This window comes from Bacillus sp. Pc3 (assembly GCF_000815145.1).
GTDB lineage: Bacteria > Bacillota > Bacilli > Bacillales > Bacillaceae > Bacillus > Bacillus velezensis.
Map to the genome: position 1 here is coordinate 3598756 of NZ_CP010406.1, position 24285 is coordinate 3623040.

The window sequence follows — 24285 nt, forward strand, 5'->3', positions numbered from 1 at the left end:
ATATACCACTATTATTGGTAAATATGGATTTTTTAAAAGGGGAAGTAGTGGTTTTGTCGAATGTAACATGTAGCAGTCAAATGGGTTGCGTCCTGTTAATACATTGGGGGAGGAAGAAACGTGGAGAAAATTAAAGTTTGTGTTGCTGATGATAATCGAGAGCTTGTAAGCCTGTTGAGTGAATATATAGAGGGACAGGATGATATGGAAGTGATCGGCGTTGCTTATAACGGACAGGAATGTCTTTCTTTGTTTAAAGATAAGAATCCAGATGTGCTCGTTTTAGACATTATCATGCCGCATCTGGACGGACTTGCGGTTTTGGAGCGTCTGCGGGAATCAGAGCTCGAGAAGCAGCCGAACGTCATCATGCTGACGGCATTCGGTCAGGAAGACGTTACGAAAAAAGCCGTCGATTTAGGCGCGTCCTATTTCATCCTGAAGCCGTTTGATATGGAAAACCTTGTCGGCCATATTCGCCAGGTAAGCGGAAATGTCAGCAGTGTCACACACCGTGCGCCGTCTGCGCAAAGCAGCATTATCCGCAGCCAGCCTGAGCCGAAGCGGAAAAATCTCGATGCCAGCATTACAAGCATTATCCATGAGATCGGTGTGCCTGCCCATATCAAAGGCTATCTTTATTTGCGTGAAGCCATTTCCATGGTGTATAACGATATTGAACTCCTCGGCAGCATCACAAAAGTCCTTTATCCCGACATCGCCAAAAAATTCAACACGACTGCAAGCCGTGTAGAACGGGCCATCCGGCACGCCATTGAAGTCGCATGGAGCAGGGGAAATATCGATTCCATTTCTTCACTGTTCGGATATACGGTAAGCATGACAAAAGCAAAGCCAACCAACTCGGAATTCATCGCGATGGTTGCTGACAAGCTGAGATTGGAGCATAAAGCTTCGTAACGCAAGCTTTTGGCTAGATGTCTTTTTCGCGCCTTCTATTCCGTGCATGAACGCGGAAGAGAAGGCGTTTTGAAATTTTGCTGGCGAAAACAATGGAAATCATTCATGCCGGTACTTGTTCTATACATAAATGCGGGATCTATGCCGTCTACACGTATAATACCGGAGCTGATATTTTAATGATTTTGCCGTCTCTAAAATAAAAGCGGGGGACGCGGCGGCTTAACACAGATAAGACTTCGTAGCTGATCGTACCGAGCATTTCGGCAATTTCATCAACGGAAATCTCGGCTCCTTGTTGTTTACCGTAGATGACGACTTCTTCTCCTTGTTTGCCCTCATTCTCACCTAAACTGACCATGATCATATCCATTGTCACTCTCCCCGCCACCGGCACCCGTCTACCGCGGTGAAGAATAAACCCGCGGTTGGACAGGGCGCGGGAGTAACCGTCACCATAGCCGATCGGAATCGTCGCGATGATTTCACCCGGTTCGGCGATATATGTGGCGCCATAACTGACGGTCCGGGGATCTGTCACCATGGCTTTCACATAAGCGATACGCGCCTTTAAACTTAGTGCGGGTGTGAGATCCACGAGGTTCAGTTCCTTTATCGAGGCGGACGGATATAAACCATATAACCCAATGCCTAAACGGATCATGTCGGCGCTGAATTCCGGGAATGCGATAGCGGCGGCTGTATTGCACATATGCACGGTAGGCAGCGTAATGTCTTGATTTTTTAAAAAGCGGAGAAAGCTGATAAACTTTTCGTGCTGCAGCATCGTCAGCTCAGTGTCCGGTTCATCCGCTGTTGAAAAATGTGTAAAGATGCCATCCCATGACAGATATGTACTCGACTTGAGCGCTTTCACCACTGCTAAAAGATCTTCTTCCGTACGCACACCCAGCCGGCCCATTCCCGTATCCACATTGATATGAATGGACAGCCGTTTCGAATCTGCTTCTTTTTCCAATATCCGATTCGCTTTTTTGATCCAGCTGACCTGAAACGCTGATAATGTTATGTTCCAAACGGCAGATTTTTTCACACAGCTGAGAGCTGTGAAGCCGAGCACAAGAATAGGTGCCGTAATTCCCGCTCTCCGTAACACAATTCCCTCTTCGACGCTGGCGACAGCGAGCTCGCTCGCTCCGCTTTCCAGTGCCTGCCGCGCTACTTCCACAGAGCCGTGGCCATAAGCGTTCGCTTTTACGACGGCCATAATTTTAGACGTATTCGGAATATGGCGGCGGATCGCCCGTACGTTCTTTTTTATCGCATCAAGGTCAACTTCAATCCAAACTTCCCGGCAAAGTTTTTTCATCACGATTCCTTCTTTCCTTAATGAGATTCAGTACCCATGCTTTCAATCTGCATTCTATTCATCTTTAACTGAAATCATTCAAAACATGGAAAGGTGATCGCTGATGTTTAAAATCAAGTTTTCGGGAAATCAGTGTGCCTGCTTTATTTATGCTGAAAGGGCTGCTTGGCAGCCCTTAAATTGACTTTACAATATTCTGATCTGAAAATTGATGTTCAAACATTTTGGACTGGCTTACAGCATTGTTTTGAATGACAATGCCGATATTTCCCCCTCCGGCACCGAAAACGGTTTTTGATGCAGTCAGCGGACTGATGGATATGGCGCCGCCAACATTGACAACTCCGTTTCCTGATACGTTGTTTATCGTAATCGGGCAACCGCTCATTCTATTTTTTCTCCTTTCTCTCACAGTCTACTAACTATATGTACGCTGTGATATGGAATAAGATTAAACAAAACGGCAAAAAGAATCCGGCTGCTGCCAGCCGGAAAGGGAGGGAAATACGGATGTCATAATGTTTTCGTTACATTTTGATCAGAGTATTGTGAGCTTGAAGATTGAGATGTGCTGGATTGATTCATTTGCAGGACCATCCCCGTATTTCCCCCACCTGAGCCGTAGACGGTTTTTGATACGGTTAAAGGACTTATCGAAAACGCACCGCCGACATTGACAACCCCGTTTCCGGAAAGACTGTTAATCGTAATAGGAAAACCAGCCATCATATACGGTCTCCTTTCTATTAATCTATTTACTATATGTACGCTGTGTGTTAGAAATAGGAGTAAACAAAGCGGTAAAAACTTGTGAATCAAAAAAACTGCCGGACATCCGGCAGTTTTTTAGTCTACTTTTCAAACGGCACCCAGCCGCCTGTATTCTGAATCATTTCCCATAACGGTTCAGGAAGTCGGTATTTCTCAATTTCAGATGCTTGAATGGCTTTTTCGATTTCCTGTTCACGGCCTTCTTTGACCAGCACCGCCCATTCGGGGTTAATCAAAATGACACGTCCCAGAGCCACCAGCGGAATTCCGCTTTCTAATACAGCAAGCGCTTCGTCCGCGGTATAGATGGAACCGACGGCCATCAGCGGCACTTTATGGCCGACGCGTTCGTTTAATAAATCCATCCGCGTCCGTGAAGTATCCGCTCCGCGGCGGGCTTTGGAATTGACATCCATCAGTGAAATATGCAGATAATCCAAGTTCTCTTCCGCAAGCGCGTCGGCGAGCATGAATGTTTCTTTCATTGTAAGCCCCGGTGTTTCCGGCTCTTCCGGTGACAGGCGGTAGCCGAGAACGAATGGATTTTCAGCGTGTGTATCAATTGCCTGTTTGACAGCGTCAACGACTGCAAGCGGGAACGCAAGGCGCTTTTCATCGCTTCCGCCCCAGCGGTCTGTGCGCCGGTTTGTTTTCGGTGAATAAAATTGGTGAATCAGGTACCCGTTTGCCCCGTGAATTTCAACACCGTCAAAGCCGGCTTCAATCGCTCTGCGTGTCGCTTCGCCGAATGCTTTCACGATGTGCTCAATTTCTTGTTCGGTGAGAGCCCGGGACGTTTGTCTCCCGTCTTCTTCTGAGCCGCTCGGGCTGACGACGTCGTTGTTTGGCACGAGTTCAGGAGGGCATTCCAATCCTCCGTGGTGAATCTGCACAACGGCTTTCGCTCCTTGAGACTGGATCGCCTGAGCGAGTTTTTTCAAGCCGGGAATGTGAGAATCATCATAGATGCCGGGCTGGCCTGGAAACGCTTTGCCGTCCGGCGTTACGTTTGCACATGCCGTAATGACCATGCCCATTTCTTTTGAACGGGGAGTAATGTAGTTTAATTCACGGTCGGAAATCGTTCCGTCATCATTTGATGAATAGTGTGTCATCGGTGCGACTGAAATACGGTTTGGTATAGTGACGCCGCTTTCGAACGTAAAAGGTTCAAACAGCGGTTTATAAGTTTGCTTCATCATTTCGCCTTCTTCCTTAGGAGTTTAACTCGTCCGTATTCTAGCTTATGTTTTAATTGTGTGCAATTATTTTGCTTGTTCTTCTTCCTGAGGTTATGATCGGCTGAACCATTTAAACGAATGAAACGGTTTTCTCCGTTCCTTTTCAGGATCTTTATATCCTCCTGAAATTTGATGGCCGATCGAGCTGAATATGACAGCGGCGGCGAAGAGGAGAATGATTTTTTTCATATACATATCTTCTTTCTTATCTTTTACAAGGTTATTTATAAGCATACGCTTGTGCGAAAAAATCGTCAATTTGTTTATTCTTTTGTCCACTTTCCTGCGGCGAATATCGTTCCGATCTGAATCACAACACTTAACAGAGCGCATACTGCCACAACTGTGTTGCTGTCCATAGAAGACACCCTCCTTTTTGTTAGGTTGATGTATCATATGACAGCTGTCTCTGTTTTGACAAAACCGTAATGCGGTGTTTCATATTTTTCAACACAAAAAGGGCGCTTCTTTAAGCGCCTTTACTTTTTTTTCAGCCGGTTCAAAGCGATTTGAACGGCGATGGCGTCATCCAGGTAGCCGATCGGAAACATGTAATCCGGAATGACGTCGGTCGCTAAAATATAATACAGCAGCGCGCTCCCGAGAATCGCGCGGTCTTCAGCCGGTGTTGATTCATCCATATACTGATGATGCATGTTTTTCAAATGATCAATAAAAGGGCCGACGCTTTCTTCATTGTCCATTTTCTTTTGAAACTCATCGCAAATCAGGCGATGGCCCTGCTGGGTTTTGGCATATTGTTCATATCTGGTCAGTTCGCGCTCAATTTGCTCCCGGGAAAAAGGCTGATCAAACATCTCGGCCATATTCAGCATATCCTGAATCGCATGCATCGGGTCTTGCGGTGCAGCTTCTTTTTCATGGCCGATGTCTATGCCTGACGCCTCAAGCAATTCCTCCAGCGGGGTGCGGAGATGTTTTGAAAATTCCTGAAGATGCTTTAAATTGGCCTTCTGCTTGCCGTTTATAATCCGGGAGATGGTGGCCGTATCAATGTTTGTTAAGGCGCCGAGTTTTCTCATGGAGAGCGAGTGCTTATCAAGCAGTGATTTTAAAAGGGGCCCCAGTGTCGTATTTTTATTTTCTGTCAAGGGTGTCACCTCGTTTCCGCCGGAATGATGATCATTAATCAATAATTTTTGCAGAAAAGGTACCTTTTCTGTGCTGCTGAATAGGATAGTGTAGATTCAACGGCACAACATGTTGAAAAGACATCAAAGAATGGAGAGAAACGAACATGGCTTGGTTATTGATTTTAGGTTTGGCAGTGTCCTCGAGCATTGATAATTTAGGAGTGGGGATGTCATACGGCATCAGAAAAATCAAAATATCGCATGCGTCAAATATGATGATCGCTTTTATCTGTTTTGTATTCAGTTATATCGGAATTTATTTCGGCAAATGGATTTCAGCCGTTTTACCGGGCTTTCTTCCTGTATTGCTGGCGGCGTTTATTTTATCTGTCATCGGTATCCGCATCATTCTGCTGGCTGTGCCGAGAAAAACAGCGCGTGTTGGCGCGTCAGGAAAAAAAGGCCGTTTTGCCGGTCTGCTGCAAAATCCGGAGGCAGCGGATGCCGACGGTTCGGGAGAAATCGGTATATTGGAATCCATGGTTCTCGGGGTGGCCGTATCCGCAAATGCGCTGACCAACGGATTAAGCGCGGGGTTGATCGGGCTTTCTCCCGCTGCCATTTCCATCACTGCGGCGGTCGGAAGCTTTTTGACCATATGGATCGGCTGCTCGCTTGGAAAAAAAGCCGCGTCATTGCGCATCGGTTCTTTTCACGTCGGACAGTTCAGCACGGTGCTGAGCGGAGTGATTATTCTCATCATTGCCGCCAATACGCTGCTCTTTTAAGTTGTCCCGTTCATTTTATGAAAAGCTCAAAATAAATATGAATGTTTCTATTCGGGAGAGCGCATGACGCGGCTCTCTTTTTTTGCCGATCTGATATTTTTTCAAAATGAACAGAAAGTCGTCCGTTTCCGTTAAATTCTGCATATTCAGCCTTCAGACAGAACCTTTTTCATAGACTGATCAGCTTGTTTTCTTTCTAAGTTCAGGTAAACAGCAGGTCAGATAGCCTTCATTCCAAATATGGAAAAGCGCTGGAGGAATGGAGGCTCCCTTTACAAATCGGCCATTCTGTTAAAAGATAAAGCCGAATGAGAAAACGTGAGGTGATCTGTGTGAAGTCTGTCATACTTCTGATCTTCACCGCATGGCTGTTATCAGGCTGCGAGTATACCGCGGAGGCTGATGCGGCGCCGTCATTTACTCAGGAAGGAACATTTATAAAAGCGGCCGGAAACGATACGATCGCGGTCGAAATTGACGGAGAAAGGCAAGAGGTGAAGGTGCCTTTCGCTAAGCGGTTTGAATGTCAGTCTCTGCCTGAACATACGGCGGTGCAAATCACCTATAAAAAAGAGAGCAACGGACAATTACGGCTTGAGGAACTGAAAAAAGAAACAGATATGTGAAAACGGGGAGGAAAAAAACGTGGGTTTACTGACAAAAACCGCTGCTGCCTTCGGTGCCGCTCTTCTTCTGCTTGCGCCGTCTGCTTATGCAGCTGAACCTTTGCAAGGGAAAACCATTTATATCGATGCCGGACATGGCGGAGAAGACAGCGGGGCCGGCGGAAATGGACTGCTTGAGAAAAACATCAATTTAGCGGTGTCAAACAAGGTAATCGCCAAATTGGAGACAGAAGGCGCAAAACCTGTTGCTTCAAGGACTGACGATACTTTTTTACGTTTGGACGAGCGGGTGGCGAAAGCAAGCGCCAGCCAATCCGATTTATTCGTCAGCCTCCATACGAATTCAGCCGTATCAACGGCATCGGGCACGGAAACGTATTTTAATTCGACATATGAAGGAGCAGACAGCGAAAGGCTTGCTTCCGACATTCAGCAGCAGCTTGTCACGTCTTTAGGGATGAAGGACAGAGGCGTAAAAGAAGCTCCTTTTTATGTCATTACATATTCAAAGATGCCGAGTGTGCTGGCTGAATTAGGTTTTATCACAAATCCTCAAGATGCGGACAAGCTGAAAAGCGATAACGGACAAGAGCACGCCGCGGACGCCGTTGTAAACGGAATCGAAACCTATTACAGCGGACGGTAATTATAAAATATGTGTAAATAGCGCCCTCCTTATGTGCATAACGATTATAATAGAGAAAACCGATGACAAACACCTGAGGTGACACATATGACGAATATTTTTGCCCACCGGGGGGCGTCGGGCGACTGCCCTGAAAATACGATGCCCGCATTCAAAAAAGCGATTGAGGACGGGGCTGACGGAATCGAACTTGATGTACAGATGACAAAAGACGGCCGGATCGTGGTCATTCACGATGAAACCCTCGACCGCACGACGTCTTTGAAAGGATTTGTGAAAGATACGGCGTATGACAAAATCAGAACCGCCGATGCCGCCGGAAAATGGAAAGATGCTTTTAAAGGTGTCAGAATTCCGCTTTTGTCAGATGTGCTGCGTTTTGCGGAACGTGCTGATTTTCTGATAAACATTGAGCTGAAAAACAGTGTATTCCGTTACGAAGGAATGGAAGAAGAAGTGATTAAAAAAGTCAGATATTACGGACTGGAAAAGCGCGTTATTTTTTCTTCATTTAATCATGAGAGTCTCGCGGTTTGCCACGCCTTGGCGCCTGAAATTGAACGGGCGGTGCTGACAATGGATGTGCTGTACCGGCCTGAACGGTATCTTGCCGCCATTCCCGCTTCAGGTTATCATCCGAAGCTCGGTACGCCGGCGGTGAGCGCTGAAGTGATCAAACATCTTGCAAAACACCAAGCGGCGCTCCGTCCGTTCACCGTCAATCGTCCTGAGGATATGAAGCAGCTGATGAAAGCGGGAGCAGACGCAATTTTTACCGATTATCCAAAGCTGGCTGTTTCTATAAAAGAAGAATGCCGCAGCTGAGAAGACTGTTCAGACAGTCTTCTTTTTTTATGGGCGGGAAAAAGGCTGTGCACTCATAACTCGGTCAGCCGGTTCATATATTGTAACAGGGCGTTTTGTGTAAGCGTTATCTTTTATCTTATTGAAAGTGAGGCAAAATTGTGGGAAAAACGGTTATCGTCAGTGCGGCAAGAACGCCGTTCGGAAAATTTGGCGGCGCATTAAAAGAGGTAAAGGCAGCCGAGCTTGGCGGCATTGCCATAAAAGAAGCAATCAAGCGCGCCGCTATCAGTGAAAGCGAAGCGGAAGGAGCGGTGATGGGAATGGTCGTCCAGGCGGGTGCCGGGCAGATACCGGCACGGCAGGCTGCAAGATATGCCGGGCTTCCGTGGTCCGTTCCGGCTGAAACCATTAATAAGGTCTGTGCATCGGGGCTCAGGGCCGTTACCATCTGTGATCAAATGATCCGGGCGAAAGATGCGGACGTGCTGATTGCAGGCGGAATGGAAAGCATGAGCAATATTCCGTACGCCATTCCGGCCGGCCGCTGGGGTGTGAGGATGGGAGACGGGGTGTTTCAGGATTTAATGGTTCATGACGGGCTGACCTGTGCGTTCGACCAGGTGCATATGGCTGTCCACGGAAGCACTGCGGCCAAAAAGTACGGCATTTCCCGGGATGAACAGGATCATTACGCTCTTTTGAGTCAGAAACGCGCGGCTGAGGCGGCCGAGGCGGGCAAATTGCGTGAAGAAATTGTCCCCGTCACCTGGACCGGCAAAAAGGGCAAACAGCATACCGTTGAAGCGGATGAGGGGCTGCGCCCTGATACGAGCCTTGAGCAGCTTGCAGCGCTCAAGCCAATTTTTACAGCCGACGGAACGGTTACAGCCGGAAACGCTCCCGGTGTAAATGACGGGGCCGGAGCATTTGTGCTGATGTCAGAGGAAAAAGCCGCGAAGCAGCATGTCAGGCCGCTCGCAGCGATACTTGGCTTTGCGTCAGTCGGACTGGAAGCGTCCGAGCTGGCAAGCGCGCCGGGAGAGGCCATCAGCCGGCTCTTGACAAAAACCGGACTGACCGTTGACGATATTGATTTGTTTGAAGTAAATGAAGCATTTGCGTCCGTCGTGCTCGTGAGTGAAAAAATAGCCGGGTTCAGCCGGGAAAAAGTGAATGTAAACGGAGGGGCGATTGCGTTCGGCCACCCGATCGGCGCAAGCGGAGCGAGAATCATCATGAGTTTAATATACGAATTAAAGCGTCGCGGAGGAGGTTTAGGCATAGCTGCTATATGCAGCGGAGCGGCTCAAGGAGATGCCGTCCTGCTTGAGGTGTACTGATCAAAGGAGGGAGCGCCGGATGAAGATGAAAACAATCATGGTCGCAGGTGCCGGTCAGATGGGAGCAGGCATCGCGCAGACGGCTGCAGAAGCCGGGTTTGCCGTCAAGTTATACGATTGGGAGCCGGAAACGGTAACAAAAGGTCTTCACCGCATAAAGACAAACCTGGAGAAAGAGCAGGCAAAAGGACGGAAGACACAGCAGGAGACAGATGCCGTTTTCAGCCGTATTTCCCCGGCAGAGCTCACAGAAGCGGGAGATGCTGATTTTGTAATTGAAGCCATTGCAGAAAACAAAAAAGCAAAAGCAGAATTGTTTGACACACTAGATAAAATCTGTCCCCCTCATGCCGTATTGGCAAGCAATACGTCTTCTCTTCCCATTACGGAGCTTGCCGCGGCAACAAAAAGGCCTGAAAAAGTAATCGGCATGCATTTTATGAATCCGGTTCCTGTCATGGAGCTTGTCGAAGTCATCAGAGGACTCGCCACATCGGAAGAAACGGCGGAAACAGTAAAGAAGCTTGCTGTCCGGATGAATAAAACCCCTGTCGAAGTCAATGACTTCCCGGGCTTTATATCTAATCGCATATTAATGCCGATGATTAACGAAGCCGTTTATTGCCTTTACGAAGGAGCAGCTTCAAAGGAAGCGATTGATGAGGTGATGAAGCTCGGCATGCGGCATCCGATGGGTCCTTTAACATTAGCTGACTTCATCGGGCTGGATACGTGCCTTTCCATTATGGAGGTTCTCTATGCGGGGCTCGGAGATTCGAAATACCGCCCATGCCCTCTGCTCAGAAAATATGTCAGCGCCGGCTGGCTCGGCAAAAAAAGCGGGCGCGGTTTTTATGAGTACGGCAGATGACGTAAAGATCATGAGGGGAGACGGCAGCCATGCATTTTACAGAAGAGCACATCATGATGAGAAAAATGGTGCGTGATTTTGCCCGCAAGGAAATCGCGCCGGTGGTTGAGCTCATGGAATCAACAGATGAATTTCCGGAGCGGCTGATTAAAAAAATGGGCGAAGCGGGATTGATGGGCATTCCCGTCCCGGAAGCTTACGGCGGGGCGGGTGCTGATACAACATCTTACATTTTAGCGATTCATGAAATATCAAAAGTCAGCGCGGCCGTCGGCGTCATTTTGTCCGTCCACACATCGGTAGGGACAATCCCGATTTTGCATTTTGGGACAGAAGCCCAAAAACAAACGTATATTCCGAAGCTGGCAGCGGGCGAATATATTGGGGCTTTTGCGCTTACTGAGCCTCAATCCGGATCTGATGCGGGCAGCCTGAAAACAACGGCCGTGCGAAAAGGCGGTTCATATATTCTGAACGGTTCAAAAATCTTTATTACAAACGGCGGAGCGGCAGATCTGTATCTGACATTCGCCATAACCGATCCGGGTAAGGGGAGAAAGGGAATTTCCGCGTTTATCATTGAGAAAAACACACCCGGTTTTTCTGTCGGAAAAAAAGAAAAAAAGCTCGGACTGTTAGGTTCCAATACTGTCGAATTGCAGTTTGACCAAGCGGAAATTCCGGTTGAAAACCGGCTCGGCGAAGAGGGTGAAGGCTTTTCAATCGCCATGAAAAACCTTGACGTCGGACGGATCGGCATAGCGGCTCAGGCGCTCGGGATTATCGAAGCGGCGCTCGGCTGCTCGGTGGAGTACGCCAAAACCCGCAGCCAGTTCGGCAGACCCATCGCTTCGAATCAGGCCGTTTCATTTAAATTATCTGACATGGCGACGAATGCGGAAGCTGCCAAATTATTGGTCTATCATGCTGCTGATCTGTATCAGCGAGGGCTTCCGTGCGGAAAAGAAGCATCTATGGCGAAGCAATTCGCGTCCGATGCGGCGATGAAAGCGGCGGTGGAGGCTGTGCAGATTCACGGCGGCTACGGCTATATGAAAGAGTATCCCGCGGAGCGTTTATTTCGGGATGCGAAAGTCACGCAAATCTATGAAGGAACCAATGAGATTCAAAGGCTGATTATTTCTAAGTATCTTCTTCAATAAAAAGTGCGCAAAGGAGCGAAACCATGGAATCTTATTCTCCCGGTTTAGATGGCGTCATAGCGGTGGAAACGGGGATTTCTTTCCTGGATACACAGCAGGGCAGTATTTTAATCAAAGGCCACGATCTGATTGAGCTTTCTAAAACGGCCGGCTATATGGACATTGTTCATCTCTTATTGGAAGACAGACTTCCTGATGCGAAAGAGAAGGCGGCGCTTGAAGAAGACGTTCGGCGCGGCGGGCACCTTCCCGAGGAAATCTTGCACATATGCCGTCTGCTGCCTGAACATTCTCACCCGATGGACGGACTGAGGACGGGTTTGTCCGCGCTTGGAGGCTTTGACAAGGACATCGATGACCGTTCATCTTCCGTAAATCAGCACCGCGTACGCGGACTGATAGGCAAAATGCCGAATCTGACGGTCAACAGCTATCGAGTCATCAACGGGCTGGAGCCTTTGGCGCCGGTCGGAACCTTATCATACAGCGCAAACTTTTTATATATGATTACCGGAAAAACACCGTCATCTTTGGAAGAAGAAATCTTCGACCGGTCGCTTCTTTTATACAGTGAGCATGAATTGCCGAACTCAACGTTTACGGCCCGTGTCATCGCTTCGACGCAATCGGATATTTACGGCGCGCTGACCGGAGCCGTCGCCTCGCTTAAGGGAAATCTTCACGGCGGAGCGAACGAAGCGGTTATGTACATGCTTGAGGAAGCGAAGGATACAGACGGGTTTATACAATTATTAACTCAAAAACTCGCAAACAAAGAAAAAATCATGGGCTTCGGCCACCGTGTCTACATGAAAAAAATGGACCCGAGGGCGCTCATGATGAAAGAAGCGTTAAAAAAGCTGTCTGATCTTTCAGGTGATTTCCGTCTTTATCATATGTGTGAAGCCGGCGAAACCGTCATGCGGGAGAAAAAAGGCCTTTATCCGAATTTAGATTACTACGCAGCGCCGGTCTATTACATACTCGGCATCCCGATACCGCTGTACACGCCTATATTCTTCAGCGCGCGGACGGTCGGCCTGTGTGCCCACGTCATTGAACAGCACAGCCGAAACCGGCTTTTCCGCCCGCGTGTCCGCTATACCGGAGCGCGCCTGTAAACAGATGAGAAAGGAAGATGAAAACATGACAGAACCCCGCCGAATGGATGCTGTAATCGAAGAGATTTCTGATTACGTGCTCCATCAGGAGATTGACAGTTCAGAAGCTTTTACTACGGCAGGACATGTGCTTCTTGATACGATAGGCTGCGGGATTTTGGCGCTCAGCTATCCCGAATGTACAAAGCTGCTCGGCCCGATTGTCCCGGGAACCTCCGTGCCCAACGGCAGCAGAGTCCCGGGCACGCCTTTTGTTTTAGACCCGGTCACGGCTGCTTTTAATATCGGCTGTATCAACAGGTGGCTCGATTATAATGATACGTGGCTTGCTGCGGAATGGGGTCATCCGTCTGATAATCTCGGAGGCATATTGGCTTGTGCGGATTATATATCCAGAGTGCGGATTTCAGAAGGGAAAGAACCGCTTACCGTGCGTGATGTGCTTTGCGCAATGATCAAAGCGCACGAAATTCAAGGAATTCTCGCTTTGGAAAACAGCTTAAACAGAGTGGGGCTTGACCATGTGCTGTTTGTGAAAGTGGCGACTGCGGCTGTTTGCGCACAAATGCTGGGCGGCTCAAGAGAGGAAATCAATAACGCCGTATCTCACGCTTGGATTGATAATTCAAGCCTCAGAACGTATCGTCATGCGCCGAACACCGGATCACGCAAATCATGGGCGGCCGGCGACGCGACGAGCAGAGGCGTATACTTGGCCCTTATGGCGCAAAAAGGTGAAATGGGGTACCCGACGGCTCTGACCGCATCTGGATGGGGATTTCAAGACGTATTGTTTAACCGGCAGGAAATGAAGCTTGCCCGCCCGCTTGGGTCCTATGTGATGGAGAATGTTTTGTTTAAAGTATCCTACCCGGCTGAATTCCACGCCCAGACAGCGGCGGAATGCGCGGTCCGGCTTCATCCGGAGGTGAAAGACCGCATCGAAGACATTGACAGGATCACGATTATGACCCATGAGTCGGCAATCCGGATTATCGATAAAAAAGGGCCGCTTCACAATCCGGCTGACCGGGATCACTGCCTCCAGTATATTACGGCAATCGGGCTGCTTTTCGGAGATATCACGGCGGATCATTATGAAGAGGAAACGGCGTCTGACCCGCGAATTGATACATTGCGGAGCAAAATGGAGGTGACGGAACACAAAGCGTACTCAAAAGATTACTTAGACCCGAATAAGCGATCCATCTCAAATGCCGTACAGGTGCATTTTACAGACGGCACGGCTACGGGACGGATTGAATGTGAATATCCGCTCGGGCACCGATTCCGCAGAAAAGAAGCCGTTCCGAAGATTCTTGCCAAGTTTTCAACAAACATCAGCACTCATTTTTCATTGAAGCAGCAGCGGAAAATCGAAGAGGTCTGTAAAGATAGCGGCCGAATGCAGAAGCTTAGCGTTAATGAATTTATGGACTTATTTCTCGTATAAAATAGGAGGGTGACAAACATGACGTGGATCGTCAGCAAGCAGTCGTCTCAAGAGGAGCTTGCAGAGCGGTTCCGTACGCTGATGGCAGCGCCGGATCTATTGCAGATTCCCGGCGCTCACGATGCCATGGCCGCTCTTATCGCCAAGAAAACGGGTTTTTCGGCTCTTTATTTATCAGGCGCGGCTTACACGGCGAGCAGAGGGCTTCCCGATTTAGGGATCATCACGTCGGCGGAAATGGCTGAACGGGTTAAAGATCTGGTTCGCTCGTCTGATCTGCCCGTCCTTGTCGATATTGACACGGGTTTCGGAGGCGTGCTGAATGCCGCCCGGACGGCGAAAGAAATGTATGAAGCGCGCGCGGCCGCCGTCCAGATGGAGGATCAGCGCCTGCCGAAAAAATGCGGACATCTGAATGGGAAGCAGCTCGTGCCGATTGAAGAAATGGCGCAAAAAATCCAAGCGGTCAAGCGGGCCGCGCCGACTCTTCTTGTTGTTGCGAGAACAGACGCCAGACAGCAGGAAGGATTGGAGGGGGCATTAAAAAGGGCGTCCGCTTATATAAAAGCGGGTGCTGACGCTGTTTTTCCGGAAGCGCTCCAATCAGAAAGTGAATTCAGAGCGTTTTCCAAACAAATCAGTGTGCCGATTCTCGCAAACATGACTGAATTCGGAAAAACGCCGTATTACAGTGCTGATGAATTTTCCGATATGGGCTGTCAGATGGTCATTTACCCGGTCACGTCACTCAGAACGGCGGCCAAGGCTTTTGAGCGTATTTTCCGCCTTCTGAAAGAAGAAGGCTCGCAAAAAGAGGGGCTTTCGGATATGCAGACGAGAAAAGAACTATATGAAACGATCGCTTACGATGACTATGAAGAACTGGATCAATCCATTGCCAAAACGATACTGCCGGACGACTGAAAAAGCCCTTTTTTTGCAAGGGCTTTTTTTACAGCTTTTTTTTCCTGAACCGCGGGCTGACTTGATTGCGTTTCCGATCTCTGTACAGAATAAATCCGGCCAGAACATAAAGGCCGAACAAAAAAAACGCCAATCCGGCCGCCCCCTGAAGAAAAAGGGACGGAAACGGGAAAAACGCATGCCCGAATAATGCATCTCTCATCAGCTTAATGCCGAGCGCCGCGACAGCGCCGGGGAGGACCAGAATCAAAAGCGCTACAAGCCGGCTCATATTCAGAAAACCCCTTTACGATATGTTTTCCTTTATTGTCCAATCGAAAAAATATTTTGTCAAGAGATCAAAACGTGGTAACATAGGGGTTGTGCAAATTATTGCAACGGGAAATACAGGTGTGCAAATTTTTTCATATAAAGGGGTATCGGGATGCAGAAGGTGCTGATTATAGGTGCTGGTAAAGGAGGCACGGCGCTCCTACAGATTTTGATGAAAACAAAGCTGATCCGGATTATTGCGGTGGTTGATCAAGATCCGGAGGCGCAAGGGCTGCAAGAAGCCCGGAGATATGGAATTGCAACCTCATCAGATTGGAAACCCTACATAACTGAAGATATAGATATTATCATCCATACAACAGGCGACAAAGCGGTCATGGATGAGCTGCTCCATGAGAAAAAAGAACAAACCATCGTCATGCCGGGGAAATTGGCGTACATGGTGTTTCAGCTGATGGAGGAAAAACAGCAGCTTATCCAAATGCTGAAGTCGCAGACGTATAAGCATGACCGGATTTTTAATTCAACGCACGACGGCATGATTTTTATAGACGTCAACGAAACGATCATTTTATTTAATCAGATGGCAGAAAAAATGGTCGGCCAAAAACGGGAGGATGTCATCGGCCGCCAAATTAAAGATGTAGTGCCGAACACAAAGCTGCCGCGGATTCTGGAAACGAGAGAGCCGGAATATAACCAGAAGCAGCTTCTCGGAAAGCACCTGCAGATTGTCACGACAAGACTGCCGATCATTGATGAAGGCGGAAAACTTCTCGGCGCGTTATGCGTGTTTAAAGACATCACCGACGCAGTTGAACTGGCGGAAGAGGTCACGAACTTAAAACAAATCCGCACCATGCTTGAAGCGATTATACAATCGTCAGACGAGGCCATTTCTGTCGTTGATGAAAACGGCATCGGAATGTTAATCAACAAAGCGTATACAAAAATGACCGGGCTGTCAGAAAGCGAAGTCATCGGAAAACCCGCTTCCACCGATATCTCAGAAGGGGAGAGCATGCACCTGAAAGTATTGGGGACAAGGCGGCCCGTGCGGGGTGTGAGAATGAAGGTCGGCCCCAATAAAAAGGATGTTATCGTAAATGTTGCCCCCGTTATTGTGGACGGTATTTTAAAAGGCAGCGTCGGCGTCATTCACGACGTGTCAGAAATTAAAACGCTGACTGCTGAGCTGAATCGGGCGCGCCAGATTATCCGCACGCTTGAAGCGAAATACACGTTTGACGACATTATCGGCACGAGTGAACAAATGCTGGTCGCCCTTGAACAGGCGAAGCTCGGGGCGAAAACGCCGGCGACGATTCTGCTGCGGGGAGAATCCGGCACAGGAAAAGAACTTTTTGCCCACGCCATCCATAATGAAAGCGACCGAAAATACAATAAGTTCATCCGGGTCAATTGTGCGGCCCTGTCTGAATCCCTGCTAGAATCCGAGCTTTTCGGCTATGAGGAAGGGGCGTTTACTGGCGCGAGGCGCGGGGGCAAAAAAGGACTTTTTGAGGAAGCGAATAACGGCAGCATTTTCTTAGATGAAATCGGAGAGCTGACCCAAAGCACCCAGGCAAAGCTGCTCAGAGTTCTGCAGGAAAAAGAAATTATCAGAGTCGGCGGCACTAAAGCGATTTCTGTCAATGTCAGAATTATCGCAGCGACGAACGTCAACATCGAAAAGGCCATGGCGGAAGGCGCGTTCCGTGAAGACCTGTATTACCGGATTAACCGCTATCCGATCTCAATCCCGCCGCTTCGGCAGCGCAAAGAAGATATTGAAGCGCTGAGCATTCGGCTCATTGAAAAAATCAATCAGGATTACGGCCGCAATGTAAAGGGGCTCACGCCGAACGCGCTGCGAGCTTTATCAGCCTACAGCTGGCCGGGAAACGTCCGGGAGCTTGAAAATGTTCTCGGACGGGCAATGATATTTTTAGAGCCGCACATGGAACGGATCGAACAGCAGCACCTGCCTGTTTTTGAATCAGAGCTGAATGAAAAAAACGGCACCCAAAGTGATTTTCCGGATGTGGAAGGGGAAAAGCTGTCTCAGGCTGTTGAAAAATTTGAAGCGCACGTCATTCAAAAAACGCTTGAAAATCATAAATTCAACCGAACCAAAACGGCAAAAGCGCTTGGTGTCAGCATTCGGAATCTGTACTACAAAATGGACAAGTACGGCCTTGCAAATGACGGCATGCAATAAATTGCAGAGAAAGCGCAAACAGCTGCATGCTTTCTTGAAAAAAGCCGGAATAAACCCTCCCGCACATTTGGCACGGAACTTGCATTGTTAAAAGCGGATTCGCACAAGGAAGGTGGTACAAAATGAAGCTGAGAGACCTAGTTGAAAAAGCCGCGGCAAAAAATGCAAAAACCATTGCAGTGGCCCACGCAGCAGATAAAGAAGTGATCCAGGCCGTCAAAATGGCGGCAGAACACTTGTCGGCACGATTTTTACTGACGGGTGACAGCGGAAAGCTGAAAGAGCTTCTGGCAAATGAGCCGAAGTTCAATGCTGAAATCATCCACGCCGATTCACCCGAAGAATCTGCGGCAAAAGCAGTGCGCGCAGTGCGTGAACAAGAGGCGGACGTTTTAATGAAAGGGAATCTCCCGAGCTCAACTCTTCTGAAATCGGTTTTAAACCGCCATGAAGGGCTTCGTTCAAAAAGGGTGTTATCACATGTAGCCGTTTTTGAGGTGCCGGACTATGACCGGCTGATGTATGTGACTGATTCAGCGCTGAACATTGCCCCGTCTCTTGAAGAGCTCGGGCATATTCTGCAAAATGCGGTTCATGTCGCACATTCCGTAGGGAACCCTATGCCGAAAGCCGCAGTCCTTGCCGCTATTGAAACGGTTAATCCGAAAATGGAGGCGACGCTGAACGCGGCTGCGATCGTCCAGATGTGCAACAGAGGACAGATTACCGGCTGCATTGCGGACGGACCGCTTGCTTTGGATAATGCCGTATCTCAAGCGGCTGCGCTGCAAAAAGGGATTTCCGGAAGCGTAGCGGGCCAGGCGGATATTCTCTTGGTTCCTTCAATTGAGGCCGGAAATATGCTTTATAAGTCAATGATTTATTTTGCGAAAGCAAATGTTGCTGCCGTCATCGCCGGTGCAAAAGCGCCGATCGCATTAACGAGCAGAGCGGATACCGCAGAAAATAAACTGTATTCAATTGCGCTTGCGATTTGCGCATCACAAGAACAGTAGGAGGAACGAACCTATGGAAATTTTTAAATATATGGAGACTTATGATTACGAACAATTGGTATTCTGCCAAGATGAACAATCCGGATTAAAAGCGATCATCGCGATTCATGATACGACGCTCGGCCCCGCACTCGGCGGAACAAGAATGTGGACATATGACAGTGAAGAAGCGGCGATTGAAGATGCACTGAGACTCGCAAAAGGCATGACTTATAAAAATGCGGCTGCCGGTTTAAACTTAGGCGGCGGGAAAACCGTTATTATCGGAGACCCGCGCAAAGATAAAAATGAAGAAATGTTCCGCGCGTTCGGCCGGTACATCCAAGGCTTAAACGGAAGGTATATTACGGCGGAAGACGTCGGCACCACCGTTGAAGATATGGACATCATTCATGATGAAACAGACTATGTAACCGGAATTTCTCCGGCATTCGGTTCATCAGGAAATCCGTCCCCGGTTACGGCGTACGGCGTCTACAAAGGGATGAAAGCCGCAGCGAAAGCGGCGTTTGGCACTGATTCCCTGGAAGGTAAAACAATTGCCGTGCAAGGCGTGGGAAATGTGGCTTACAATCTATGCCGCCACCTTCACGAAGAAGGCGCTTCTTTAATCGTAACGGATATCAATAAAGAATCTGTTAAACGTGCCGTTGAGGACTTCGGCGCCCGCGCAGTTGATCCCGGCGACATTTACTCACAGGCGTGCGATATTTATGCCCCATGTGCTCTCGGCGCCGTCATTAATGATGACACGATTAAACAGCTGAAGGCGAAAGTCATTGCGGGAGCGGCCAATAACCAGCTGAAAGAAACACGTCACGGCGATACCATTCATGAAATGGGAATCGTGTACGCTCCGGATTATGTCATCAATGCAGGCGGCGTCATCAATGTGGCCGATGAGCTTTACGGCTACAATGCTGAGCGGGCTTTGAAAAAGGTTGAAGGCATTTATGCAAACATTGAGCGGGTGCTCGATATTTCCGCGCGTGACGGCATTCCGACATACTTAGCGGCTGACCGTCTGGCTGAGGAACGAATTGAGCGCATGCGCCGTTCAAGAAGCCAGTTTCTGCAAAACGGCCAAAGTATATTAAGCAGACGATAGGAATTTGATCTGGAGGTATGAAAATGTTCGAAAAGGAAAAACGCATTCTCATTCTGAATCCAGGCTCAACATCAACGAAAATCGGTGTCTTTCACAATGAACGCTGTATCTTTGAAAAGACGCTGCGGCATCCCGAAGAAGAGCTGAAAACATTTAACAGCATCATCGACCAATACGAATTTCGAAAAATAAGCATTCTTGAGTCTTTGCACGAACAGGGCATCAACATTTCAAAGTTCGATGCCGTTTGTGCCAGGGGCGGTCTGCTCAGACCGATTGAGGGCGGCACATATGAAGTGAATGACGCCATGATCACTGATTTGAAAAACGGCTACAACGGCCAGCATGCTTCTAATCTGGGCGGAATTATTGCCAGGGAAATAGCTGACGGATTAAATATCCCCGCGTATATCGTCGATCCGGTCGTGGTGGATGAGATGACTCCGCTCGCTAAAGTATCAGGAATGCCTGAAATCAAGCGGAAAAGCATTTTCCATGCTTTGAACCAAAAAGCTGTTGCCCGTCAGGCGGCGGCGTCCCTCGGCAAACGGTATGAACAGATGAAGATGATCGTCACTCATATGGGCGGCGGCACCACAGTCGGTGTCCATGATTGCGGACGGGTGACGGATGTTAACAACGGGCTTCACGGAGAAGGACCCTTCAGCCCGGAGCGCGCGGGAACCGTTCCGGCGGGTGATTTGGTGGAAATGTGTTTTTCCGGCAAGTATTCAAAAGCCGATATGATGAAAAAACTTGTCGGCACGGGCGGACTCTCCGGCTACCTGGGGACAACGGACGCGGTGAAGGTGGAAAAACGCATTCAGGCCGGAGATGAGCATGCGAGGCTCATTTATGACGCAATGGCTTATCAAGTAGCAAAAGAAATCGGGGCGGCAAGCGCCGTTTTAAAAGGAAAAGTAGACATTATCGTCCTGACGGGCGGATTGGCGTACGGGAAAAGTTTCGTATCCGCCATCAGATCGTACATAGATTGGATTTCGGATGTACTGGTGTACCCGGGAGAAAATGAACTGCAATCTCTCGCGCAAGGCGCGCTTCGGGTTTTAGCCGGTGAGGAGCAGTCAAAGCAATATCAGATCGGCGAAGGAGTGAAAACAAATGGCGACTGAGTATGATGTGGTCATTCTGGGCGGCGGCACGGGCGGTTATGTAGCCGCCATCAGAGCGGCCCAGCTCGGCTTAAAAACGGCCGTTGTAGAAAAAGAAAAGCTCGGCGGTACTTGCCTGCATAAAGGATGTATCCCGAGTAAAGCGCTGTTAAGAAGCGCGGAAGTGTACCGAACCGCAAAGGAAGCGGCAGCATTCGGCATTGAAACGGAAGGTGTCTCCCTCCGCTTTGACAGCGTGCAAAAACGAAAGCAGGGAATCGTTGACCGGCTGGCCGGCGGTGTCGCCCACTTGATGAAAAAGGGGAAGATTGATGTATTCAACGGGTACGGACGTATGCTCGGCCCTTCCATCTTCTCACCTCTTCCCGGTACGGTTTCCGTTGAATACGCAAATGGTGAAGAAAACGACATGCTGATACCGAAACAATTGATTATCGCAACCGGTTCAAGGCCGAAAATGCTGCCGGGTTTAGAAGCAGACGGTACATATATTCTGACATCAGATGAAGCGTTAGAGCTAGAACGTCTGCCCCAATCCATGATGATCGTCGGCGGCGGTGTCATCGGAATTGAATGGGCATCCATGCTGAACGATTTCGGCGTCAATATCACTGTGATTGAATTTGCGGACCGCATTTTGCCGACGGAAGACCGTGATATTTCAAGCGAGATGGAAAAACTGTTAACGAAAAAAGGAATTAAGATCGTGACGGGTGCGAAAGTGCTTCCGGATACATTGGAAAAAGCGGACGGCGTTTCAATTGCCGCTGAAAAGAATGGAAAAAAAGAAACGTATCACGCGGAACAAATGCTTGTTTCCATCGGCCGCCAGCCGAACATTGAAGGGATCGGACTTGAAAACACGGATATTGAAGCGGAAAACGGTTCTATCATCGTGAACGAAGCCGGGCAGACGAAGGAATCGCACATTTATGCGATCGGTGATGTTGTCGGCGGGCTGCAGCTTGCGCATGTGGCCTCCCGTGAGGGCATCATTGCCGTTGAGCATATGGCGGGCCTTAATCCGGCTCCGCTTGATGCCGCTCTTGTGCCGAAATGTATTTATTCAAATCCGGAAGCGGCGAGCGTCGGTCTGACAGAAGAGGAAGCTCTTCGAAAAGGGCATGAACTGAAGATCGGGAAGTTTCCGTTCATGGCGATCGGAAAGGCTCTTGTATACGGAGAAAGCGACGGCTTTGTCAAAATCGTCGCCGATCGGAATACAGATGACATTCTCGGTGTTCATATGATCGGCCCGCACGTCACCGATATGATCTCTGAAGCGGGGCTTGCCAAGGTGCTCGATGCGACGCCTTGGGAAATCGGTCAGTCCATACATCCGCATCCGTCCCTTTCAGAGGCGATTGGAGAAGCTGCGTTAGCCGCAGACGGAAACGCGATTCATTTTTAAAAGGAAAGAAGGAGGGGTTTGAATGACTACAAACCGCCATCAAGCATTAGGGCTCTCTGACGAAGAAGCCGTTGAAATGTATAGAACCATGCTGTTAGCCAGAAAAATCGACGAAAGAATGTGGCTCTTAAACCGCTCGGGCAAAATTCCGTTCGTTGTTTCATGTCAAGGACAGGAAGCGGCGCAAGTAGGCGCGGCCTATGCCTTAAACCGTGATACCGACTATGTGCTTCCGTACTACAGAGATATAGGGGTTGTGCTTGCATTCGGTATGACTGCAAAGGATTTGATGATGTCGGGTTTTGCGAAAGCAGCTGACCCGAACTCAGGCGGAAGGCAGATGCCGGGCCACTTCGGGCAAAAGGAAAACAGAATCGTAACGGGCTCATCCCCTGTTACGACGCAGGTTCCTCACGCAGTCGGAATCGCGCTTGCGGGACGCATGGATAAAAAGGATATCGTCTCTTTCGTTACCTTTGGAGAAGGATCTTCCAACCAGGGGGATTTTCACGAAGGGGCAAACTTTGCCGCCGTGTATAAACTGCCTGTCATTTTCATGTGTGAAAACAATAAGTATGCCATTTCTGTCCCGTATGACAGACAGGTGGCGTGCGAGAAAATATCCGACCGGGCGGCAGGCTACGGCATGCCGGGAGTCACTGTTGACGGAAACGACCTGCTGGAAGTTTACCGGGCCGTAAAAGAAGCGCGCGAACGGGCGTCTAAAGGCGAAGGCCCTACATTAATAGAAACGGTTTCCTACCGTTTGACGCCGCATTCCAGTGATGACGACGACAGCAGCTACAGAGAACGCGAAGAAGTAGAAGAAGCGAAGAAACAAGATCCGCTTCTTTTATACAAAGCATACTTGCAAGAAGCCGGGCTTCTAGGTGAAGAAGAAGAAAAGACCATGCTGGATGACATCATGGCTATCGTAAACGAAGCGACAGACGAAGCGGAGAAAGCGCCATACGCATCTCCTGAATCAACGCTTGATCACGTTTATGCGAAGTAGGGAGGAATACTTATGTCTGTAATGTCTTATATTGACAGTATTAATGCAGCAATGAAAGAAGAAATGGAAAGAGATCCGCGCGTTTTTGTTCTCGGGGAAGACGTCGGAAGAAAAGGCGGCGTGTTTAAAGCAACGGCGGGTCTCTATGAACAGTTCGGAGAAGAGCGGGTGATGGATACGCCGCTTGCTGAATCAGCGATTGCCGGTGTCGGCATCGGCGCCGCGATGTACGGCATGCGCCCGATTGCCGAGATGCAGTTTGCCGATTTCATTCTGCCTGCGGTCAACCAAATCATTTCAGAAGCGGCAAAAATACGCTACCGTTCAAACAATGATTGGAGCTGTCCGATGGTCATCAGAGCGCCTTACGGCGGCGGTGTGCACGGCGCGTTGTATCATTCCCAATCTGTGGAGGCCATTTTTGCCAACCAGCCGGGCCTTAAAATTGTCATGCCTTCAACTCCTTATGACGCAAAAGGGCTGTTGAAAGCTGCAGTCCGTGACGAAGATCCGGTGCTGTTTTTCGAACATAAGAGGGCGTACCGTCTGATTAAAGGCGAAGTCCCTGCGGATGATTACGTCCTTCCGATCGGAAAGGCGGATGTAAAACGCGAAGGCAGCGACATTACTGTTATTACGTACGGATTATGCGTCCATTTTGCTCTGCAGGCTGCCGAGCGCCTTGAAAAAGATGGAATTTCCGCACACGTATTAGATTTGCGTACGGTTTATCCGTTAGATAAAGAAGCCATCATTGAAGCAGCGTCTAAAACGGGAAAAGTATTGCTGATCACAGAAGATACGAAAGAAGGCGGTATTATGAGCGAGGTTGCCGCCATTATTTCTGAAAACTGCTTATTTGATTTAGACGCGCCGATCAAGCGGCTTGCAGGTCCTGACGTTCCGGCAATGCCTTATGCGCCGACAATGGAAAAATACTTCATGATGAATCCTGACAAAGCAGAAGCCGCGATGAGAGAATTAGCGGAGTTTTAAAGACGTAAGGAGGTTT

25 protein-coding genes are annotated in these 24285 nt (G+C 48.9%); 18 read left to right on the plus strand and 7 right to left on the minus strand.

Features of this window, described 5'->3' with window-relative positions; genetic code table 11:
* The first annotated feature begins 120 nt into the window (after positions 1-120).
* Positions 121-921: a sporulation transcription factor Spo0A gene (gene spo0A, locus SB24_RS17445; protein WP_003153177.1), complete on the plus strand. Its 801-nt coding sequence runs from the start codon at positions 121-123 to the stop codon at positions 919-921.
* Positions 922-1069: 148 nt separating this feature from the next.
* On the opposite strand, the gene alr is transcribed toward spo0A, so the two are convergent.
* The 6 genes from alr to SB24_RS17475 all read right to left on the minus strand — a co-directional run bounded on the left by alr (position 1070) and on the right by SB24_RS17475 (position 5375).
* Positions 1070-2251 (minus strand): alanine racemase, encoded by a 1182-nt coding sequence (gene alr, locus SB24_RS17450; protein WP_012117960.1) that lies wholly within the window; start codon positions 2249-2251, stop codon positions 1070-1072.
* A gap of 175 nt (positions 2252-2426) precedes the next feature.
* Positions 2427-2639 carry a spore germination protein gene (locus SB24_RS17455; RefSeq protein ID WP_003153181.1) on the minus strand — a complete coding sequence of 71 codons (213 nt, stop codon included), beginning with the start codon at positions 2637-2639 and terminating at the stop codon, positions 2427-2429.
* A gap of 125 nt (positions 2640-2764) precedes the next feature.
* Positions 2765-2977, minus strand: a complete 213-nt coding sequence (locus SB24_RS17460) for a spore germination protein (protein WP_007408362.1) — start codon at positions 2975-2977, stop codon at positions 2765-2767.
* Between the two features lie 125 nt (positions 2978-3102).
* Positions 3103-4221 carry an NADH-dependent flavin oxidoreductase gene (locus SB24_RS17465; protein WP_031378952.1) on the minus strand — a complete coding sequence of 373 codons (1119 nt, stop codon included), beginning with the start codon at positions 4219-4221 and terminating at the stop codon, positions 3103-3105.
* A gap of 93 nt (positions 4222-4314) precedes the next feature.
* Positions 4315-4452: a hypothetical protein gene (locus SB24_RS20270; protein ID WP_014470646.1), complete on the minus strand. Its 138-nt coding sequence runs from the start codon at positions 4450-4452 to the stop codon at positions 4315-4317.
* Between the two features lie 290 nt (positions 4453-4742).
* Positions 4743-5375 (minus strand): helix-turn-helix domain-containing protein, encoded by a 633-nt coding sequence (locus SB24_RS17475; RefSeq protein ID WP_007408365.1) that lies wholly within the window; start codon positions 5373-5375, stop codon positions 4743-4745.
* Positions 5376-5521: 146 nt separating this feature from the next.
* Here SB24_RS17475 and ytaF point away from each other — a divergent pair, with 146 nt between their 5' ends.
* The 10 genes from ytaF (at position 5522) to prpB (ending at position 15096) form a co-directional block, all read left to right on the plus strand.
* Complete coding sequence (gene ytaF / locus SB24_RS17480) at positions 5522-6145, plus strand: sporulation membrane protein YtaF (RefSeq protein WP_007408366.1); 624 nt, start codon at positions 5522-5524, stop codon at positions 6143-6145.
* Positions 6146-6453: 308 nt separating this feature from the next.
* On the plus strand, positions 6454-6771 hold the full coding sequence (locus SB24_RS17485; RefSeq protein ID WP_014721488.1) for a hypothetical protein: 318 nt from the start codon (positions 6454-6456) through the stop codon (positions 6769-6771).
* Between the two features lie 19 nt (positions 6772-6790).
* The gene (locus tag SB24_RS17490; RefSeq protein WP_039254526.1) at positions 6791-7417 is read left to right on the plus strand and encodes an N-acetylmuramoyl-L-alanine amidase family protein; all 627 of its coding nucleotides are present in this window, start codon (positions 6791-6793) and stop codon (positions 7415-7417) included.
* Positions 7418-7504: 87 nt separating this feature from the next.
* Complete coding sequence (locus SB24_RS17495; protein WP_015240188.1) at positions 7505-8242, plus strand: glycerophosphodiester phosphodiesterase; 738 nt, start codon at positions 7505-7507, stop codon at positions 8240-8242.
* A 140-nt stretch (positions 8243-8382) separates the two neighbouring features.
* The gene (locus SB24_RS17500; RefSeq protein ID WP_039254527.1) at positions 8383-9564 is read left to right on the plus strand and encodes an acetyl-CoA C-acetyltransferase; all 1182 of its coding nucleotides are present in this window, start codon (positions 8383-8385) and stop codon (positions 9562-9564) included.
* Positions 9565-9583: 19 nt separating this feature from the next.
* A complete protein-coding gene (locus SB24_RS17505) occupies positions 9584-10435 on the plus strand; it encodes a 3-hydroxybutyryl-CoA dehydrogenase (RefSeq protein ID WP_039254529.1) in 852 nt (283 codons plus the stop codon).
* Between the two features lie 29 nt (positions 10436-10464).
* Positions 10465-11598: an acyl-CoA dehydrogenase gene (locus tag SB24_RS17510; protein WP_039254531.1), complete on the plus strand. Its 1134-nt coding sequence runs from the start codon at positions 10465-10467 to the stop codon at positions 11596-11598.
* Positions 11599-11621: 23 nt separating this feature from the next.
* Entirely contained in the window at positions 11622-12719 is a 1098-nt protein-coding gene (mmgD, locus tag SB24_RS17515) for a citrate synthase (RefSeq protein ID WP_039254534.1), read from the plus strand.
* Positions 12720-12744: 25 nt separating this feature from the next.
* The gene (locus SB24_RS17520) at positions 12745-14172 is read left to right on the plus strand and encodes a bifunctional 2-methylcitrate dehydratase/aconitate hydratase (RefSeq protein WP_039254537.1); all 1428 of its coding nucleotides are present in this window, start codon (positions 12745-12747) and stop codon (positions 14170-14172) included.
* Positions 14173-14190: 18 nt separating this feature from the next.
* Complete coding sequence (prpB, locus tag SB24_RS17525) at positions 14191-15096, plus strand: methylisocitrate lyase (protein ID WP_015417790.1); 906 nt, start codon at positions 14191-14193, stop codon at positions 15094-15096.
* A gap of 28 nt (positions 15097-15124) precedes the next feature.
* On the opposite strand, the gene SB24_RS17530 is transcribed toward prpB, so the two are convergent.
* Positions 15125-15367: a DUF2627 domain-containing protein gene (locus tag SB24_RS17530; RefSeq protein ID WP_015417789.1), complete on the minus strand. Its 243-nt coding sequence runs from the start codon at positions 15365-15367 to the stop codon at positions 15125-15127.
* Between the two features lie 153 nt (positions 15368-15520).
* Here SB24_RS17530 and SB24_RS17535 point away from each other — a divergent pair, with 153 nt between their 5' ends.
* The 7 genes from SB24_RS17535 to bfmBAB all read left to right on the plus strand — a co-directional run bounded on the left by SB24_RS17535 (position 15521) and on the right by bfmBAB (position 24269).
* Positions 15521-17590, plus strand: a complete 2070-nt coding sequence (locus SB24_RS17535) for a sigma-54 interaction domain-containing protein (protein ID WP_015417788.1) — start codon at positions 15521-15523, stop codon at positions 17588-17590.
* Between the two features lie 122 nt (positions 17591-17712).
* Complete coding sequence (gene yqiS, locus SB24_RS17540; protein ID WP_015417787.1) at positions 17713-18606, plus strand: phosphate butyryltransferase; 894 nt, start codon at positions 17713-17715, stop codon at positions 18604-18606.
* A 13-nt stretch (positions 18607-18619) separates the two neighbouring features.
* Entirely contained in the window at positions 18620-19714 is a 1095-nt protein-coding gene (bcd, locus tag SB24_RS17545; protein ID WP_003153209.1) for a branched-chain amino acid dehydrogenase, read from the plus strand.
* A 17-nt stretch (positions 19715-19731) separates the two neighbouring features.
* Positions 19732-20847, plus strand: coding sequence for a butyrate kinase (buk, locus tag SB24_RS17550; protein WP_094032254.1), 1116 nt, complete (start codon positions 19732-19734; stop codon positions 20845-20847).
* Complete coding sequence (lpdA, locus tag SB24_RS17555) at positions 20837-22258, plus strand: dihydrolipoyl dehydrogenase (RefSeq protein ID WP_039254541.1); 1422 nt, start codon at positions 20837-20839, stop codon at positions 22256-22258. The genes buk and lpdA overlap by 11 nt, the downstream gene beginning before the upstream one ends.
* A 22-nt stretch (positions 22259-22280) precedes the next feature.
* Positions 22281-23273: a thiamine pyrophosphate-dependent dehydrogenase E1 component subunit alpha gene (locus SB24_RS17560; RefSeq protein WP_007408383.1), complete on the plus strand. Its 993-nt coding sequence runs from the start codon at positions 22281-22283 to the stop codon at positions 23271-23273.
* A 12-nt stretch (positions 23274-23285) separates the two neighbouring features.
* Positions 23286-24269, plus strand: coding sequence for a 3-methyl-2-oxobutanoate dehydrogenase subunit beta (gene bfmBAB / locus SB24_RS17565; RefSeq protein ID WP_003153216.1), 984 nt, complete (start codon positions 23286-23288; stop codon positions 24267-24269).
* Positions 24270-24285 lie beyond the last annotated feature (16 nt).